At 73.7% G+C, this 15,685-nt stretch carries 13 protein-coding genes; 7 read left to right on the top strand and 6 right to left on the bottom strand.

Annotated features, from left to right (window positions below):
- Window positions 1-56: 56 nt before the first annotated feature.
- The gene (locus IE244_RS17545) at window positions 57-341 is read left to right on the top strand and encodes a DUF1232 domain-containing protein (RefSeq protein ID WP_031169965.1); all 285 of its coding nucleotides are present in this window, start codon (window positions 57-59) and stop codon (window positions 339-341) included.
- Between the two features lie 29 nt (window positions 342-370).
- Window positions 371-1,099, top strand: coding sequence for a 2-phosphosulfolactate phosphatase (locus IE244_RS17540; RefSeq protein ID WP_191874460.1), 729 nt, complete (start codon window positions 371-373; stop codon window positions 1,097-1,099).
- 1 nt (window position 1,100) lies between these two features.
- On the opposite strand, the gene IE244_RS17535 is transcribed toward IE244_RS17540, so the two are convergent.
- Window positions 1,101-2,570 (bottom strand): hypothetical protein, encoded by a 1,470-nt coding sequence (locus tag IE244_RS17535; RefSeq protein WP_229854165.1) that lies wholly within the window; start codon window positions 2,568-2,570, stop codon window positions 1,101-1,103.
- 328 nt (window positions 2,571-2,898) lie between these two features.
- On the opposite strand from IE244_RS17535, the gene IE244_RS17530 reads away from it, so the two are divergent.
- From IE244_RS17530 to IE244_RS17520, 3 genes are all read left to right on the top strand, one after another.
- Complete coding sequence (locus tag IE244_RS17530; protein ID WP_191874459.1) at window positions 2,899-5,412, top strand: SpoIIE family protein phosphatase; 2,514 nt, start codon at window positions 2,899-2,901, stop codon at window positions 5,410-5,412.
- Between the two features lie 83 nt (window positions 5,413-5,495).
- Window positions 5,496-8,276, top strand: coding sequence for a SpoIIE family protein phosphatase (locus tag IE244_RS17525; RefSeq protein ID WP_191874458.1), 2,781 nt, complete (start codon window positions 5,496-5,498; stop codon window positions 8,274-8,276).
- Window positions 8,273-8,545, top strand: a complete 273-nt coding sequence (locus IE244_RS17520) for a hypothetical protein (RefSeq protein WP_229854164.1) — start codon at window positions 8,273-8,275, stop codon at window positions 8,543-8,545. Before IE244_RS17525 ends, IE244_RS17520 begins: the two co-directional genes overlap by 4 nt.
- A 14-nt stretch (window positions 8,546-8,559) precedes the next feature.
- On the opposite strand, the gene IE244_RS17515 is transcribed toward IE244_RS17520, so the two are convergent.
- Window positions 8,560-8,793, bottom strand: a complete 234-nt coding sequence (locus tag IE244_RS17515; RefSeq protein ID WP_191874457.1) for a hypothetical protein — start codon at window positions 8,791-8,793, stop codon at window positions 8,560-8,562.
- A gap of 90 nt (window positions 8,794-8,883) precedes the next feature.
- Complete coding sequence (locus IE244_RS17510; RefSeq protein WP_191874456.1) at window positions 8,884-10,731, bottom strand: glycoside hydrolase family 15 protein; 1,848 nt, start codon at window positions 10,729-10,731, stop codon at window positions 8,884-8,886.
- A gap of 196 nt (window positions 10,732-10,927) precedes the next feature.
- On the opposite strand from IE244_RS17510, the gene IE244_RS17505 reads away from it, so the two are divergent.
- Window positions 10,928-11,134 (top strand): hypothetical protein, encoded by a 207-nt coding sequence (locus IE244_RS17505; protein ID WP_191874455.1) that lies wholly within the window; start codon window positions 10,928-10,930, stop codon window positions 11,132-11,134.
- A 107-nt stretch (window positions 11,135-11,241) separates the two neighbouring features.
- On the opposite strand, the gene IE244_RS17500 is transcribed toward IE244_RS17505, so the two are convergent.
- On the bottom strand, window positions 11,242-12,375 hold the full coding sequence (locus IE244_RS17500) for a molybdopterin-dependent oxidoreductase (RefSeq protein WP_191874454.1): 1,134 nt from the start codon (window positions 12,373-12,375) through the stop codon (window positions 11,242-11,244).
- A gap of 133 nt (window positions 12,376-12,508) precedes the next feature.
- On the opposite strand from IE244_RS17500, the gene sthA reads away from it, so the two are divergent.
- Window positions 12,509-13,909, top strand: coding sequence for a Si-specific NAD(P)(+) transhydrogenase (gene sthA, locus IE244_RS17495; protein ID WP_191874453.1), 1,401 nt, complete (start codon window positions 12,509-12,511; stop codon window positions 13,907-13,909).
- Between the two features lie 23 nt (window positions 13,910-13,932).
- On the opposite strand, the gene IE244_RS17490 is transcribed toward sthA, so the two are convergent.
- Window positions 13,933-14,409: a DUF5709 domain-containing protein gene (locus IE244_RS17490; RefSeq protein WP_191874452.1), complete on the bottom strand. Its 477-nt coding sequence runs from the start codon at window positions 14,407-14,409 to the stop codon at window positions 13,933-13,935.
- A gap of 83 nt (window positions 14,410-14,492) precedes the next feature.
- On the bottom strand, window positions 14,493-15,644 hold the full coding sequence (nicT, locus tag IE244_RS17485; protein WP_191874451.1) for a Nickel transporter NicT: 1,152 nt from the start codon (window positions 15,642-15,644) through the stop codon (window positions 14,493-14,495).
- Window positions 15,645-15,685 lie beyond the last annotated feature (41 nt).

The following is a 15,685-nucleotide window of genomic DNA, read 5'->3' as shown; positions in this document are numbered from 1 at the left end:
CCGGCCGTCTCCTCCGAGGCCGGAAGGAGGCCGCGAGGAGGCCGCAAGGAGGTCCGATGGATTCCACCACCCTGTTGGTGATCGGCGCCGTCGTCGCCGGGGTGCTGCTCGTCGTCGCCCTCGCGCTGCTGGTACGGCTGGTGCGCGCCCGGCGCACGCTGCGGCGGGCCGGGCTGCCGACGGGGCCGCGCTGGGTGTTCTGGGGCGCGATCGCCTATCTGCTGCTCCCCACCGACCTGCTGCCGGACCCCGTCTACCTGGACGACATCGCCGTTCTGCTGCTGGCGCTGCGCAGCCTGCGCGCCGCCCGGCCGCTTCCGCCCGGTCCGACCGAGCCCTGAGGGACCGCCGCAGGCCTCACCATGGAGCGATGCGGACGGAGTTCACCGGTACACCCGGTACGCCGAAGGCCCCGGACGTGGCCGTGGTCGTCGATGTCATGCGCGCGTTCACCGTGGCCGCCTGGGCGTTCCGGCGCGGGGCCGAGCGGATCGTCTTCGCCGGTACGCGGCAAGAGGCCCTGGACCTGAAGGCCCGTCACCCGGGCCGGCCCGCCTTCCAGGACGGCGCGCCGGTGCCGGGCTTCGACCTGGCCAACTCCCCCGCCCGGCTGCGTTCACTGGACGTACGGGGCCGTACGGTCGTGCAGAAGACCACGGCCGGGACGGCGGGGGCGCTGGCCGTGGCGGACGCCGGACTGCTGCTGTGCGCGAGCTTCGTGGTGGCCGGCGCGACCGCCGAGGTGCTGCGGCGGGCCCGGCCGGAGACGGTGACCTTCGTCGTCACCGGCGACGGCGGCCGGGCCGCGGAGGACCGTGCCTGTGCCGAGTACATCGCGGACCGCGTCCGCGCGGCAGGCGCCGACCCGGCCCCCTACCTCGAACGGGCCGGGCGCTCCGACGCCGCGGCACGGCTCGCGGACGGCGTGCGGCGCGGCTGGGCCGGTGTCCACCCCGAGGACGTGGCGATGTGCCTGGAGGCGGACACCTTCCCGTTCGCCATGGCGGCCGCCCGGGTGGACGGTCACCTGGTGCTGCGTCCGGTGGACGCCCTGAGCGGGGAGCCGGTCCGTACGGGACCGGCACGCCCGGCGGTCTGAGTCAGCCCGCGCGCTCACCGCGGACGGTGCCCGCCACCAGGGTTCCCAGCAGCACCGCGAGGACCGCGATCGCGGCCACCGCCGCCGCGGTGGCCGCGAGCCACGGCGGGGCCAGGGTCGTGTGCCAGGGCCGGGTGGGGTCGGGCAGACCGAACCACCGGCCGAGCTGCCGTTGGGCGGTGAGCGCCGCCGTGACACCGAGCGCGACGGTCCCGGTGACGAGCCGGGCCTGCACCGACCGGCCGGGCAGCACGACGGCCAGCAGGACGCACAGGGCCGAGGCGAGGACGGTGGCCGTGAGGGCACCGTGGGCCAGCCCGGTCCAGGATCTCGGGGCGTGGGCCACCCCGCACAGGAAGACCAGCACGGCGGCGCCGCGCAGGCCCCAGGCGGGAGCCATGGACCTCCAGCCGTGCCGCTCGCCATCCTGTGCCGAGCCGGGCTTCCCCGGCCGGCCCTTGGCGAGCCTGCCCTTCGCCGCCCGGTCCGTCCCCGGCCTGCCTCGCCGGCCGGTGCGCACCCGGGCCGTGTCGTCGGGCGTGGACACGGATTCGGCGGACGCGGAAACGGGTTCGCCGGACACGGACACCGGCTCGGCGCACACGGACACGGACACGGGTTCAGCGGACGCGGAAGCCGGTTCGGCCGCCGTGGAAACGGGTTCGGCCGCCGTAGGCACGCAGACGGGTTCAGCGGACGCGGAGAGGGGTTCTGCCGGCGGGTCGGCGGCGGGACCGGAGTGCGGCGGCTCGGGCAGCGGGGCACCGGGCGTCGAGAGCTCGGGCCATGCGGGCTCGTGCGACACGGGCTCCCGCAGCGAGGTCTCCAGCAGGAGCGTCTCGGGGTCGGGGCGGTCCGCGGACAGTCGGCCGATCAGCTCGGCGAGTTCCTCGATGGGCCGGTTGGCCGCGGCCTGCACCGCGGCCCGCCCGCAGTGAGGTTCACCGGAGGTGCGGTACAGCAGCTGCACGAGCCGGGCGACGTCGTCCAGGGACCGGCCCGCGGCAGCGGCGCGGACCACCTCGTCGGCGCTGCCGGAGTCCCGCGGCGGCTCGGTCAGGAGGGCCACCAGGCGGGCGAGGTCCTCCACGGACCGGTCGACCCCGACCGCGCGCAGCGCGTCGGCCGTGGCCCGGGAGTACTCGGGCGAGTTCTCCAGCAGCGTGATGAGCCGGACGACGTCCTCCAGCGGACGGTCGGCGACGGCCGCGCGGACCAGGCCGTGCAACGGGTCGCCGTACGGACCGTCGCCGTGGCACGCCGCGTCGTCCTGCGAGGTGCCGCCGGACGGGTCGCAAGGCCCCGCGGGAGAGCCCTCCTCGGGGACTTCCGGGGTCGGGTTCGGTGACACCGCCGGCCAGGTGAGGAGCTGGGGGTGCGTGGGGGCCGGCGCGGAGGATGTGTGCGCAGGGCCCGCCACGGAGGATATGAGGGCGTCATCGGGACGCGGGGAGGGAGAGCGTGTCGTCATCTCGGCTCCAGTCGCAGGGTGCGGCCGCGGCTGCGCCCCCAACCCACGGCCGCGGCATTACGCAGTCCATTACTAGGAGCGGGCCGGTGGACCCGCCACTTGGACGGGGCACCGGTGTGAGACGGTCGGGTGACGGTACGGTCCGGGCGACCGCACCCGCCCCTCCTGCCCCGCACCTCCCCCCGGCTTCCCACCCCCGCCCGTCTCCGCCCCCCTCCTTCCCCCGGCCCACCCAACTCGTTGCCTCCTCCCACGTGCGTCGCACGGGCCTCCAGGCGCATTCTTGCTGTGTCATCCACCCGAAGAGGCACGGGACGAGGCAGGGGCGATGGCTGGGAGCGGTGGCGAGCAGGTGGTCCGCACGCGGGCCCGGCTGGCCACGCTGCTGGCCGAGGCCTCGACCAGCGCGCTCGGCGCGGCCGGCGGCCGGGTGGCGGGTGTGTATCTGCGCTCCGGCACTCCCGGCCTGCTGCGTCTCGCGGTGCTCGCGGGACTGCCCGGTCCGCTGTTCCGGCCCTGGTGGCGGCTGCACGTCGGCCGCCCCTTCCCCGTCGCCGACGCCTATCGCCTGGGCGTACAGGTGGTGCTGCCGAACGCCACCGAGACGGTGCGCCGGTACCCGCAGTTCGCCGCGGGGCTGCCCTTCCCGTTCGGTTCGGTGCACGTACCGGTGCCGGGCGGGAGCGAGCCGCTCGGTGTGCTCACCGTACTGCGCCCGGCGGTCGCCGACACGGTGGACGAGCTGCTGGACGGCGAACTGCTCGCCCGCCTGGCCGAGGGCCTGGGCGCCGAGCTGCTCGCACTCGCCGACGGGGACGCCGGCGCGGTGGTCTGGGACGGCGAGCCGCTGTGCGTACGGCCGCCGGCGAGCCGGCCCGCGCAGGCCGTCGTGGGACGGTTCGACTGGGATCCGCGGAGCTGCGCGGTACGCGCGGACGAACGGTTGTACGACCTCCTCGGCCTGCGCCCCGGCGACGACTTCGCGGGGACGGAGGAGGCGCTCGCGGACGCGGTGGCCCCGCACGACGCGCACCAGGTCCTGGCCGCGCTGCGCGACACCGCCGCCGGGAAGCAGTTCGGCGCGCCCCTGTGCCTGCGGGGGCGGGACGGCACCCCGCGGCTGCTGCACCTGTGGCCGGCCGCCGGGGAAGGGCGGGCGGAGCGGGTCGGCGGGGTGGTGTTCGAGCCCGGTCCCGCGGCCTCCGCGGAGGCCGCGGCCGACCTGCTGCCGCAGGGCGTGTTCTGCGTGGACCGGCTGGGGCTGGTCGTGTACGTCAACCAGGCCGCGGCCCGGCTCGCGGGCCGGGAGCGGACGTGGCTGCTCGGGCGGCCGCTGTGGGAGGCGATGCCGTGGCTGGCCGGTCCGCCGTACGACGACCATCTGCGCGGCGCCCTGCTGACCCCGGAGCCGGTGCACTTCCATGTGCGCCGACCGGCCGGTGACCGCGCCGAGCCCGGGGCGAGCGACTGGCTCGCCGTGTCGGTGCATCCCGGAGAAGACCTGCTGACCTGCACGCTCGTCCCGGCCGGCCGTATGGACACGCCGGTCGAGCCCGTCGTCGAGGCGCACCTGCCGGAGGACACGGCGGCCGCCGACCACGCGATGGCACCGCTGTACCGGCCGATCGCCCTGGCCATCGCGCTGACGGACGCGGTGACCGCCCGTCAGGTGTCGGCGGTGGTCGTGCAGGAGCTGCTGCCGGCGTTCGGCGGTGGGTGTCTGGCCATCTACCTGCTCCAGGAACGGCATCTGTTTCTCGCCTGGGAGAGCGGTTTCCCGCAGGGGTTCCTCGACCCGTTCGAGGGCGTGGGCCTCGACGCGCGGCTGCCGGGCGTGGAGTGCCTGACGACGGGCCGGCCGCTGTTCTTCGAGTCGATGCAGCAGTTGCCCACCGCCTATCCGGGCATCCCGATGGACGCCGACGAGGGCGCCCGTGCCTTCCTGCCGCTGATCGCCTCCGGGCGGCCGGTCGGCTCGTGCATCCTCGGTTTCGACCGCGCCCGCAGCTTCAGCATCGAGGAGCGCACGGTCCTCACCGCGCTCGCCGGGCTGATCGCGCACGCCATGGAGCGGGCGCAGCGCTACGACAGCGAGGCGGCCCTCGCCCGCGGCCTGCAGCAGGCGCTGCTGCCCCGCCGGCTGTCGGCGCACCCGCTGGTGGAGACCGCGGGCCGGTATCTGCCGGGCACCCAGGGGATGGACGTGGGCGGCGACTGGTACGACGTCGTCGAGGCCGGTGACGGGCTCGCGCTGGTGATCGGTGATGTGCAGGGACACGGGGTGCAGGCGGCGGCCACCATGGGGCAGCTGCGCAGCGCGGTACGCGCGTTCGCGCTCGGGGACCGGCCGCCCGACGAGGTGATGAGCGGCACCAACCACCTGCTGATCGACCTCGACCCCGGTCAGTTCGCCAGTTGCTGCTATCTGCGGCTGGATCCCGCCACCGGCCGCGCCCGGATCGCCCGGGCGGGGCATCCGCCGCCGCTGCTGCGCGCGCCGAGCGGACCGACCCGGCTGCTGGACATCCCGGGCGGTGTCGTCCTCGGTGTCGACCCGCAGGCCCGGTACCCGGTGACGGAGCTGGTGCTGGAGCCCGACGCGATCCTGGCCCTGTACACGGACGGGCTGGTGGAGCGGCCGGGCGCGGACATCGACGACGGCATCACGGCGCTGCGGCTCGCCCTGAACAGGGCCGGGGCCGCCGCCGGGCGCCGGGGCGGACGGTCGCTGGCCGGGGTCGCCGACCGGCTCACGGCCACCGCGCGGCACGCCACCGACCGGCCCGACGACGTGGCGCTGCTGCTCGCCGCCCGCCGTTCGACGCCCTTGGGTCACCGGTGACCGGATCACGCCACGCCGATCGACGACCGTCATCTCGGCCGACGGTCTCGCCGGAGCGGGCCGAGCAGTGTAGACATGGGCACATGGTGCGACTGCCCGGCCGGCCCGCGACCCGGCCGCCCCGTCCTAACGGGGACGCGCGCGCCTCGCAGGACGGGCAGCCGCAGGGCCCGGGCGGGAACGGCGGCCGGCCCGGAATGCTGCGGGCGGCGGTGACCGGGCGCAGCGTCGCCGGGCAGGTGTTCCTGCTCCAGGTGGTGATCGTGCTGCTGCTGGTGGTCTCGGCGGTGGTGGCTCAGGTGCTGCAGGTGCGGCACGACACCGATCGGGAGGCGCAGAACCGTTCGCTCGCCGTCGCCCAGACGTTCGCGAACGCGCCCGGCACGGCCGCCGCGTTGCGCTCGCCCGATCCCACGGCCGTGCTGCAACCGCACGCGGAGGCGACCCGCAAGGCGACGGGCGTGGACTTCGTCGTCGTGATGAACACCGACGGCATCCGCTACACCCATCCCAAGCCCGGCCGTATCGGCAAGAAGTTCGTCGGCACGATCGGCCCGGCGCTGGCCGGGGGGACGGTCACCGAGCACGTCAACGGCACGATAGGGCCGCTGGTGCAGGTCGTGGTGCCGGTGAAGGACGCGCGCGGCAAGGTGGTGGGGCTGGTGTCGGCCGGGATCACCACCGCGCACGTGGGAGGGGCGGCCGCCCAGCAGCTGCCCCTGCTGCTCGCGGCGGCAGCGGCGGCGCTCGCGCTGGCCACCGGGGGCACGGCCCTGGTCAGCAGACGGCTGCTGCGCCAGACGCACGGCCTCGGACCGTACGAGATGACGCGGATGTACGAGCACCACGACGCGGTGCTGCACGCGGTCCGGGAAGGTGTGCTGATCGTCGGCGCCGACAGCCGGCTGCTGCTCGCGAACGACGAGGCCCACCGCCTGCTGGACCTGCCCGAGGACGCCGAGCTGCGCAGCGTGCTGGAGCTGGGGCTGGACGACGAGACGGCGGCGCTGCTCGCCTCGGGGCGGGTCGCCACGGACGAGGTGCACCTGGTCAAGGACCGGCTGCTGGCGATCAACCAGCGCCCCACCGACCTGCGCGGCGGTCCGGCCGGCAGCGTCACCACGCTGCGCGACTCCACCGAGCTGCGGGCCCTGTCCGGCCGTGCGGAGGTGGCGCGGGAGCGGCTGAACATGCTGTACGACGCCGGGGTGGGCATCGGCACCAGCCTGGACGTCGGCCGCACCGCGGAGGAGCTGGCCGAGCTGGCGGTGCCCCGGTTCGCGGACTTCGCGACCGTCGACCTGTTCGACGCGGTGCTGCACGGCGAGGAGCCGAGGCCGGGCACGGCGCTGCGCCGCGCCGCCTGCGCCGGCATCCGCAAGGACGAACCGCTGTACCCGGTCGGCGAGCGGATCCGGTTCGTGCCCACCTCGCCGCAGGCGCGCAGCCTGACCACCGGGCAGTCGGTCCTGGTGCCCCGGCTGCGGGAGGCGCCCGGCTGGCGCGCGCAGAACGTGGAGCGCACCGACGAGGTGCTGGCGTACGGCATCCACTCGCTGATCACCGTGCCGCTCAGGGCGGGCAGTCTGGTACTGGGCGTGGCGAACTTCTGGCGGGCGGAGAAGCCGCAGCCGTTCGACGCCGAGGAGCTGGCCCTCGCCGAGGAACTCGTCGCGCGGGCGGCGGTCTCCATCGACAACGCCCGCCGGTACACGCGCGAGCACAACATGGCGGTCACCCTGCAGCGCAGTCTGCTGCCGCGCAGTCTGCCCGAGCAGGACGCGCTGGAGATCGCATACCGCTATCTGCCGGCGCAGGCCGGGGTGGGCGGGGACTGGTTCGACGTGCTGCCGCTGTCCGGTGCGCGGGTGGCGCTGGTGGTGGGGGACGTGGTGGGGCACGGGCTGCACGCGGCGGCCACCATGGGCCGGCTGCGTACGGCGGTGCACAACTTCTCCGCGCTGGACCTGCCGCCGGACGAACTTCTCGGGCTGCTGGACGAGTTGGTCGGCCGGATCGACCAGGACGAGAGCGCCGCGGACGGGGCCGCGGCGATCACCGGCGCGACCTGTCTGTACGCGGTCTACGACCCGGTCGCGCGGCGCTGCACGGTGGCCCGGGCCGGCCATCCGCCGCCCGCGCTGGTGCACCCGGACGGCCGGGTGGAGTTCGCCGAGGTGCCGGCGGGTCCGCCGCTGGGTCTTGGCGGGCTGCCGTTCGAGACGGCGGAGCTGGAGCTGGCGGAGGGCAGCCGGCTGGTGCTGTACACCGACGGGCTGGTGGAGGACCGCGAGCGGGACATCGACGTGGGTCTGGAACTGCTGAGTGACGCGCTGCGCGGTGCGCCGGGCGCCTCGCCGGAGGAGACCTGCCGGGCGGTGCTGGGCCGGTTGCCCGCCCGGCCGAGCGACGACGTGGCGCTGATCGTGGCCCGTACCCGGGTGCTGGGCGCCGACCGGGTCGCCGAGTGGCAGGTGCCGTCCGACCCCGCGGCGGTGTCCGAGGTACGGTCCGAGGTGACCCGGCGGCTCGCCGACTGGGGGCTGGCGGAGCTGGACTTCACGACGGAGCTGATCCTGAGCGAGCTGGTCACCAACGCCATCCGCTACGGGCGCGCCCCGATCGGCGTCCGGCTGCTGCGCGACCGCACGCTGATCTGCGAGGTCTCCGACCGCAGCACGACCTCGCCGCATCTGCGGTACGCGGCGAGCACCGACGAGGGCGGCCGGGGCCTGTTCCTGGTCGCGCAGCTCGCCGAGCGCTGGGGTACCCGGTACACCTCGCAGGGCAAGATCATCTGGGCGGAGCAGCCGCTGCCGCGAGCCCCGGGGGAACCTGTTGGGGACACATCATCCGACGGGTGACGAGCTCCGGCATGGGCGCGCAGGAACCCACGACCGTACTCCGCCGGTCTCCGCACGAGCGGGGCCCGGCGTACGACCGGCCGGAGGCTGAGATCGCCGCCGGGGTCACCGCTGCCGCGCCGGCCGCCGGCCCGGGGCACGGCGAGGGCCCAGGGGACCACGACGCGGAGTCCACCGCGTGCGCCAGGGCCGTGAGGGGCACCTGGCTGCGCGGAGACCGGGCACGTGTGCGGTCCGCCGGGCCCGTTCCGAGTTCCCGGTTCGCCTGAGCGGAGGAGTGCGGTCAGGCGCTGAGCCGCGAGCGCAGCAGCTGCTTCCCCATCTCGGCGCCCTTGCGGCTGTCGGACTGAGCCTTGTGGAACAGGTCGATGAGCTCGGTGTCGTGCTCGCGTTCGGCGTCCTGGATGTACGTCTCCAGGCGCAGGGCGTTGTCCAGGCACGCCTCCACGTACCAGATCAGGTCGTAGTTCTTGTCGCGCGTACCGGTGACGTGGCCGGTCTCGCTGGTGCTGGTCATGCGGGTCTCCTCCTTCTGTGGACCCTGCGTCGTTCTCCTTCCGGAGACTCCCGGGTACCCGTGCGACCTGCGCACACACCACCCCGTTGGTCAGCCGAGGGCGCGGTCGAGGTTGAAGGCGGCGCTGATCAGGGACAGGTGGGTGAACGCCTGCGGGAAGTTGCCCTGTTGCTCGCCGGTGCGGCCGATCTCCTCCGCGTACAGGCCGAGGTGGTTGGCGTAGGTGAGCATCTTCTCGAAGGCCAGCCGGGCCTCGTCGAGCCGGCCGGCCCGCACCAGTGCCTCGACGTACCAGAACGAGCAGATGGAGAAGGTGCCCTCGTCGCCGCGCAGTCCGTCGGGGCTGGCCTGCGGGTCGTAGCGGTAGACCAGGGAGTCGGAGACCAGGTCCTCGGTGAGGGCGTCCAGGGTGGACAGCCATTTGGGGTCGGTGGGGGCGACGAACTTGGCGAGCGGCATCATCAGCAGGGAGGCGTCCAGGACGTCGCCGCCCTCCGACTGCACGAAGGCGCCGCGCCGCACGGACCAGCCGCGGTCCATGATCCGCCGGTAGATCGTGTCGCGGGCCTGCCGCCAGCGGGGCAGCTCGGCGGGCAGTCCGCGCCGGTTGGCCAGGCGGATGGCCCGCTCGATGGCGACCCAGCACATCAGCCGCGAGTACAGGAAGTTCTTGCGGCCGCCGCGGGTCTCCCACACACCCTCGTCGGGCTGGTCCCAGTGGGCGCACACCCAGTCGACGAGATGGCACACGTCGTCCCACTGGCCGCTGGAGATCGGCTGGGCCCACTTGTCGTACAGGTAGATGGAGTCGATCAGGGCGCCGTAGATGTCGAGCTGGAGCTGCCCGGCGGCGGCGTTGCCGATCCGGACCGGGGCGGAGCCCAGGTGGCCCTCCAGGTGCGGGAGCACGAACTCGGGCAGCTCGGTGCGGCCGTCGATGCCGTACATGATCTGCAGCGGGGCGCGTCCGTCGCCGTCGCACGGCGTGATGTGGGTGGTGAGGAACCGCATGAAGGCCGCGGCCTCCCCGGTGAAGCCGAGCCGTAGCAGCGCGTAGACGGCGAAGGCGGCGTCGCGGACCCACACGTACCGGTAGTCCCAGTTGCGCTCGCCGCCCAGCTGCTCGGGCAGGCTGGTGGTGGGGGCCGCGACGATCGCGCCCGTGGGGGCGTAGGTGAGCAGCTTCAGGGTGAGGGCTGAGCGGTGCACCATCTCGCGCCAGCGGCCCCGGTAGCGGGACTGGTGCAGCCAGCGCCGCCAGTAGGCGACCGTGACGTTGAACTCGTGCTCGGCCTCGGCGTGCGCGCAGCCGCGGGGGGCCACCGCGGCGCCGAGCTGGTCGAGCGCGAACACCGCGGTCTCGCCCTCGGCGAGCTTGAAGTCGGCGCGCGCGTCCCGGGCGTCGCACTCCAGGACGACCGTGGAGGTGAGCGCCAGGGACCGCTCGGCGGACTCGAAGACGACGGTGCCGGCGACGGTGCGCAGGGTGTGCGGCACGGCGCCGTAGCCGAAACGGGGGGCGACCAGCACCCGGAAGGGCACGGTCCCGCGGACGCAGACCACCCGCCGGATCAGCCGGTGTCGCCCCGCCTCGCCCGTGCCGTCCGCGCTGTCGCAGGTCACCGGCATGAAGTCCTGCACCTCTCCGACGCCGTCCTCGGTGAAGAACCGGGTGATCAGGACGTTGGTGTCGGGGAAGTAGAACTGCTTGGTGCGCGCGGGTACGGAGGCGGCCAGTTCGAAGGAGCCGCCGCGCTCGGCGTCGAGGATGGCCGCGAAGACGCTGGGCGCGTCGAAGGACGGGCAGCAGTACCAGTCGATCGTGCCGTTCGTGCCGACCAGGGCCACGCTGCGCAGGTCGCCGATGAGTCCGTGCTCGGCGATCGGCAGATAGCGGGGGCTGTGGCGGGCGTCCTCGGAAAACGGGGTCTCGGCCATCGGTGGCCTCCCGGTGAGTGTGCGAGATGTTTTCCAGCTTAGGAGCGAGTGCTTCGCGGCGGGCTGGGAAGACACTCCTCACCCGCTCCCCGCGCGCCTGAAGATGCAGGGTGCGCCGATGCGGGCAATGGTGAGAGGGTGCCCCGTTCGGCGGCACCGGCACGGATGCGGTCATCCGGACCGAGGAGGAGGCATCATGTCGACATCCACACCCGACGAATCCCGGTCGTCCGACGACCACTGCACCCCGGACGCCCTGCTCCACTCCGCTCCTTCCCGGGACATCACCCCGGAGGACCTGGTGATGGCGGCGGGCAGGGACGTCACACCGAAGAACCTCGACTGGGCCCGCCGCAAGATGGAGAAGGAGGGCCCGACGGCCATCGAGAGGCTGCTGCCGTAGGGCGGTCCGGGGAATCCAGGGGAACAGGTCAGACGGGGGCTGAGCAGCCGGCCGAAAGGGGCGCGGGGACCACGCAGGGCCCGCGCCCCGCCCTACGGCACCAGCCCCTACGGCGACTCGGCGACGCCGGCGCAGACGACCCGTACCCAGCGCACCGCGTTGTTGCCGAACCCGCCTCGGTTCCAGTACTGGTCAAGGGGCTGGGCACGACCCGTGGCATCCGTCGCACGCGCACCCACCGCGTGCTCGCCGGGCCGCGCGGTCCAGTCGTGGTGCCAGGCCCGCCAAGCCCAGCGGTGCCCGTGCGGCACAGGGCCGAGGAGGGCCGGCTCCCAGGTCGCGCCGCGATCCGTACTCACCTCCACCGCCGTCACCGGTCCCTGCCCGGACCAGGCCCGCCCCTCCAGCCGCACGTGCCCAGGCCGCACCACCCGCGTACGGGACATGAAGTCGGGAAACCCGGGCGGCACGAACAACGCGCGCGGCGCGATCCGCGTGACCGGCTCGCCCTGCTCGTCGGCGGTGCGCCGGATCCGGTAGGCGACCGACTGCTGGAAGCCCGTGAACGGTACGTCGCTGACGGTGACGCGGCGCAGCCACTTCACCTGGGCCATGCCGTACCAGCCGGGCACGATCAGCCGCAGCGGCCGGCCGTGCTGCGGCGGCAGCGGCGCGCCGTTCATGGCGGTGGCGACCAGTACCTCGGGATCGTCGCCGTCGGCCGCGGCCAGGGGCAGGGCGCGCCGGTAGTCCTGCTCGACACCGCGCTCGACCCCGTGGTCGGCGCCGGTGAAGACGACGTCCACGGCCGCGGGGTCCGCGCCCGCCTCGGCGAGCAGCAGCCTGAGCGGTACGCCGGTCCAGTCGGCGGTGCCGACCGCCTCCACGAGCCAGGGCTGGCTGACCGGCCGGGGGGTGAGCAGGGCCCGGCCGTTGCCCGCGCACTCCAGGGTCACGCGGGTGGTGACCTGCGGGAACGACAGCAGGTCGGCGAGGGAAAGGTCGAGCGGGCTGCGCACCCGGCCGTCGACGGTCAACCGCCAGGCACCGGCGTGCGGGACGTACGGGATGTCGTAGTGCGTGAGGACGTAGTGCAGTCCGGGCGGCGTGATGTCGTAGCGCAGGGCCTCCAGGGGCAGGGCGTGGTTGCGGGCGGCGAGCGCGAGTTCGTCCGCGCCGATCCCCTCGTCGGGGCCGGCCAGCCTGGCGGGAGCGCTCAGGTCGCCGGGTCGCTGACCCATGGCGTCATTGTCCTCCCGGCGCAACCGCGTGGCGAGGAGAGCGGACGGCGACCGCAACTCCCGGGCGGGCCGGGGTGTTTCGGCACCGGCGATCGCTTCCGGAGCGGGCCGGAGGGCTGTCAGACTCCCGAGGGTGCCCGACTTCGACATGCTCGTCATCGGATCCGGACCCGGCGGTCAGAAGGCCGCCATCGCCGCGGCCAAGCTCGGCCGCCGGGTCGCCGTCGTCGACCGCCCCGACATGCTCGGCGGGGTCTCCCTGCACACCGGAACCATCCCCTCCAAGACCCTGCGCGAGGCCGTGCTGTATCTGACCGGTCTCACCCAGCGCGATCTGTACGGGCAGAGCTACCGGCTGAAGGACGACATCACCGTCGCCGATCTGACCGCGCGCACCCGTCATGTCGTCGCCCGCGAGGTGGACGTCGTCCGCAGCCAGCTCGCCCGCAACCACGTGAGCGTCCACTCCGGCACGGCCCGCTTCGCCGACCCGCACACCATCGCCCTGTCCGAGCCGTCCGGACGGGAACGGCGGCTGAGCGCCGGGCACGTCGTCATCGCCACCGGCACCCGGCCGGCCCGTCCGGACAGCGTGGAGTTCGACGGGCGGACGATCATGGACTCCGACAACGTGCTCTCGCTGGAGCGGGTGCCGCGGTCCATGGTGATCGTGGGTGCGGGTGTCATCGGCATGGAGTACGCCTCGATGTTCGCCGCGCTGGGCAGCAGGGTCACCGTGGTGGAGAAGCGTGCCGCGATGCTGGACCTGTGCGACGTCGAGATCGTGGAGTCGCTCAAGTACCACCTGCGCGACCTGGCCGTCACCTTCCGCTTCGGCGAGACGGTCGCCGCCGTCGAACGCCATCCGCGGGGCACGCTCACCGTGCTGGAGAGCGGCAAGAAGATCCCGGCGGACACGGTGATGTACTCGGCGGGCCGGCAGGGCCTGACCGACGAACTGGACCTGCACAGCGCCGGGCTGGCGGCGGACGCGCGCGGCCGGATCACGGTGGACGCGCACTACCGCACCGAGGTGCCGCACATCTACGCCGTCGGTGACGTCATCGGCTTCCCGGCGCTCGCCGCGACCTCGATGGAGCAGGGCCGCGCGGCGGCGTACCACGCGTGCGGGGAGCCGGCCGGGCGGATGCACCAGCTGCAGCCCATCGGCATCTACACGATCCCGGAGATCAGCTTCGTCGGGCGGACCGAGGACCGGCTGACCGAGGACCGGGTGCCGTTCGAGGTGGGCGTGGCCCGGTACCGGGAACTGGCCCGGGGACAGATCATCGGGGACTCGCACGGCATGCTGAAGCTGCTGGTCTCCCCGGTGGACCGGACGCTGCTCGGGGTGCACTGCTTCGGTTCCGGGGCGACCGAGCTGATCCACATCGGGCAGTCGGTGATGGGGTGCGGGGGGACGGTGGACTACCTCGTGGACGCGGTGTTCAACTACCCGACGCTCGCGGAGTCGTACAAGGTCGCCGCGCTGGACGCGACGAACCGGCTCCGCCAGGTGGACCGGTTGGACTAGCGCCGTCGGGGTGGCCGGGAGGCTCAGGTTTCTTCCTCGACCACGTGTACCGCCGCCTCTTCCGCGCCCGCCGCTCCCGCGTCGACGCCCACGTCCTGGGCGACCTCCTCCTTGACGGTGGCGGGGTGGGCGCCCTCGTCGGGGGCGACCAGGCGGCCCGCGCGGGACGCGCCGGCCTCGGGGTCGAGCGGCTCGCCCTCGCCGCCGGGGAGGTCACCGATCGCGTCGCCGGGCGTGGGCTGCGCGTCCGGGACTTCCTGGGCGAGCCGTTCGTCCAGGGTCTCCCCCGCGCGCTGCTCGGCGGCCGTGGTGCCCTTCTTGGTGACGCCGAGGGGGCGTTCGGGCGGGGAGTAGCCCTCGTCGAGGATGTCGTCGTAGGTGCGCTCGTCGACCGCGTCCTGGAGGTCCAGGGGACCGGCGTCCTCCTGTTCCTCGTTGGACCCGGTGGGCTGGTAGGCGTCATCCGCCATCGGGGTCTGCTCGGGCTGCTGGTCGCTCATGGTCCCCTCCTTCGCGGCTCGCGGTCGGTCCTCGTCCGCGTTTCCCGCAGCCGGGCGGTTAACCCCGTCGGCGCGCGCTCGGGTCAGTCGGCGGGCTGTTCCGCCAGGCCCGCCGTCCACTTCTCCTCGATGCGGCCCGTCTTCCACACCAGCAGGGCGATCGCCCAGGTGGCGACGAAGAGACCGACGACGACGAAGCCGACGGTGTTGAGGTCGAGGCCGGAGATCCGGTCCCAGAACGGCCCGTGGAGGTCCAGCCGGTCGGCGAGGAGGCCGAGGAGCTCCACCGTGCCGATGACGAGGGCGACGGCCACGGACAGGCCGGTGATGGTGAGGTTGTAGTAGACCTTGCGGACCGGCTTGGAGAACGCCCACTCGTAGGCGAAGTTCATGAACGAGCCGTCGATGGTGTCGAGGAGCGACATGCCCGCCGCGAACAGGACCGGCAGGGTCAGGATGGCGTACCAGGGCAGGCCGGAGGCGGCGCCGGAGCCGGCGAGGACGAGCAGGGCGATCTCCGTCGCGGTGTCGAAGCCGAGGCCGAAGAGCAGGCCGAGCGGGTACATCTGCCAGGGCTTGCTGATCGAGCCGGTGACCCGGCCGAGCAGGCGGTTCATGAAGCCGCGGTTGTTCAGCTGCGTCTCCAGGGCGGCCTCGTCGTAGGCACCGGAGCGCATCTGCCGGAAGACCTTCCAGATGCCGGCCAGGATGACGAGGTTGATGCCGGCGATGAGGTACAGGAAGGTGCCGGAGACCGTCGTGCCGATCAGGCCGGTGACGTCGTGCAGGTGCGAGTGGTCGTCGCGGACCGGTCCGGCCAGGGTCTTCATGCCGAGCGAGAGGAGCAGGGCGAGGCCGAAGACGATGCTGGAGTGGCCGAGGGAGAACCAGAAGCCGACCGACAGCGGCCGCTGTCCCTCACCCATGAGCTTGCGGGTGGTGTTGTCGATCGCCGCGATGTGGTCGGCGTCGAAGGCGTGCCGCATGCCGAGGGTGTAGGCGGTCACGCCGATGCCGACGCCGAAGGACTGGGTTCCGACACTGAAGTGCTGCGGCGCGATGATGCCGACCAGCGTGCCCCAGCCGATGACGTGCAGGGCGAGGACGAAGCCGGCCATCCCGCCGACCCTGGTCCACTCCTGCCGGGTCATGGAGCCCCGGACACGGTGCCAGGCCGAGCGCTTGCCGTCGGCCTGGGCGGGGAGGGACGGAGCGGAACCAGGGGCGGCCGTCATCGGGAGGGTCATCCTTCGGTGGTGCGGGTACGGCTGCACAG

Source organism: Streptomyces filipinensis, assembly GCF_014649495.1.
Classification (GTDB): domain Bacteria; phylum Actinomycetota; class Actinomycetes; order Streptomycetales; family Streptomycetaceae; genus Streptomyces; species Streptomyces filipinensis.
The sequence above is the reverse complement of the archived record's forward strand: the minus strand, read 5'-3'. Positions and strand labels throughout refer to the sequence as shown.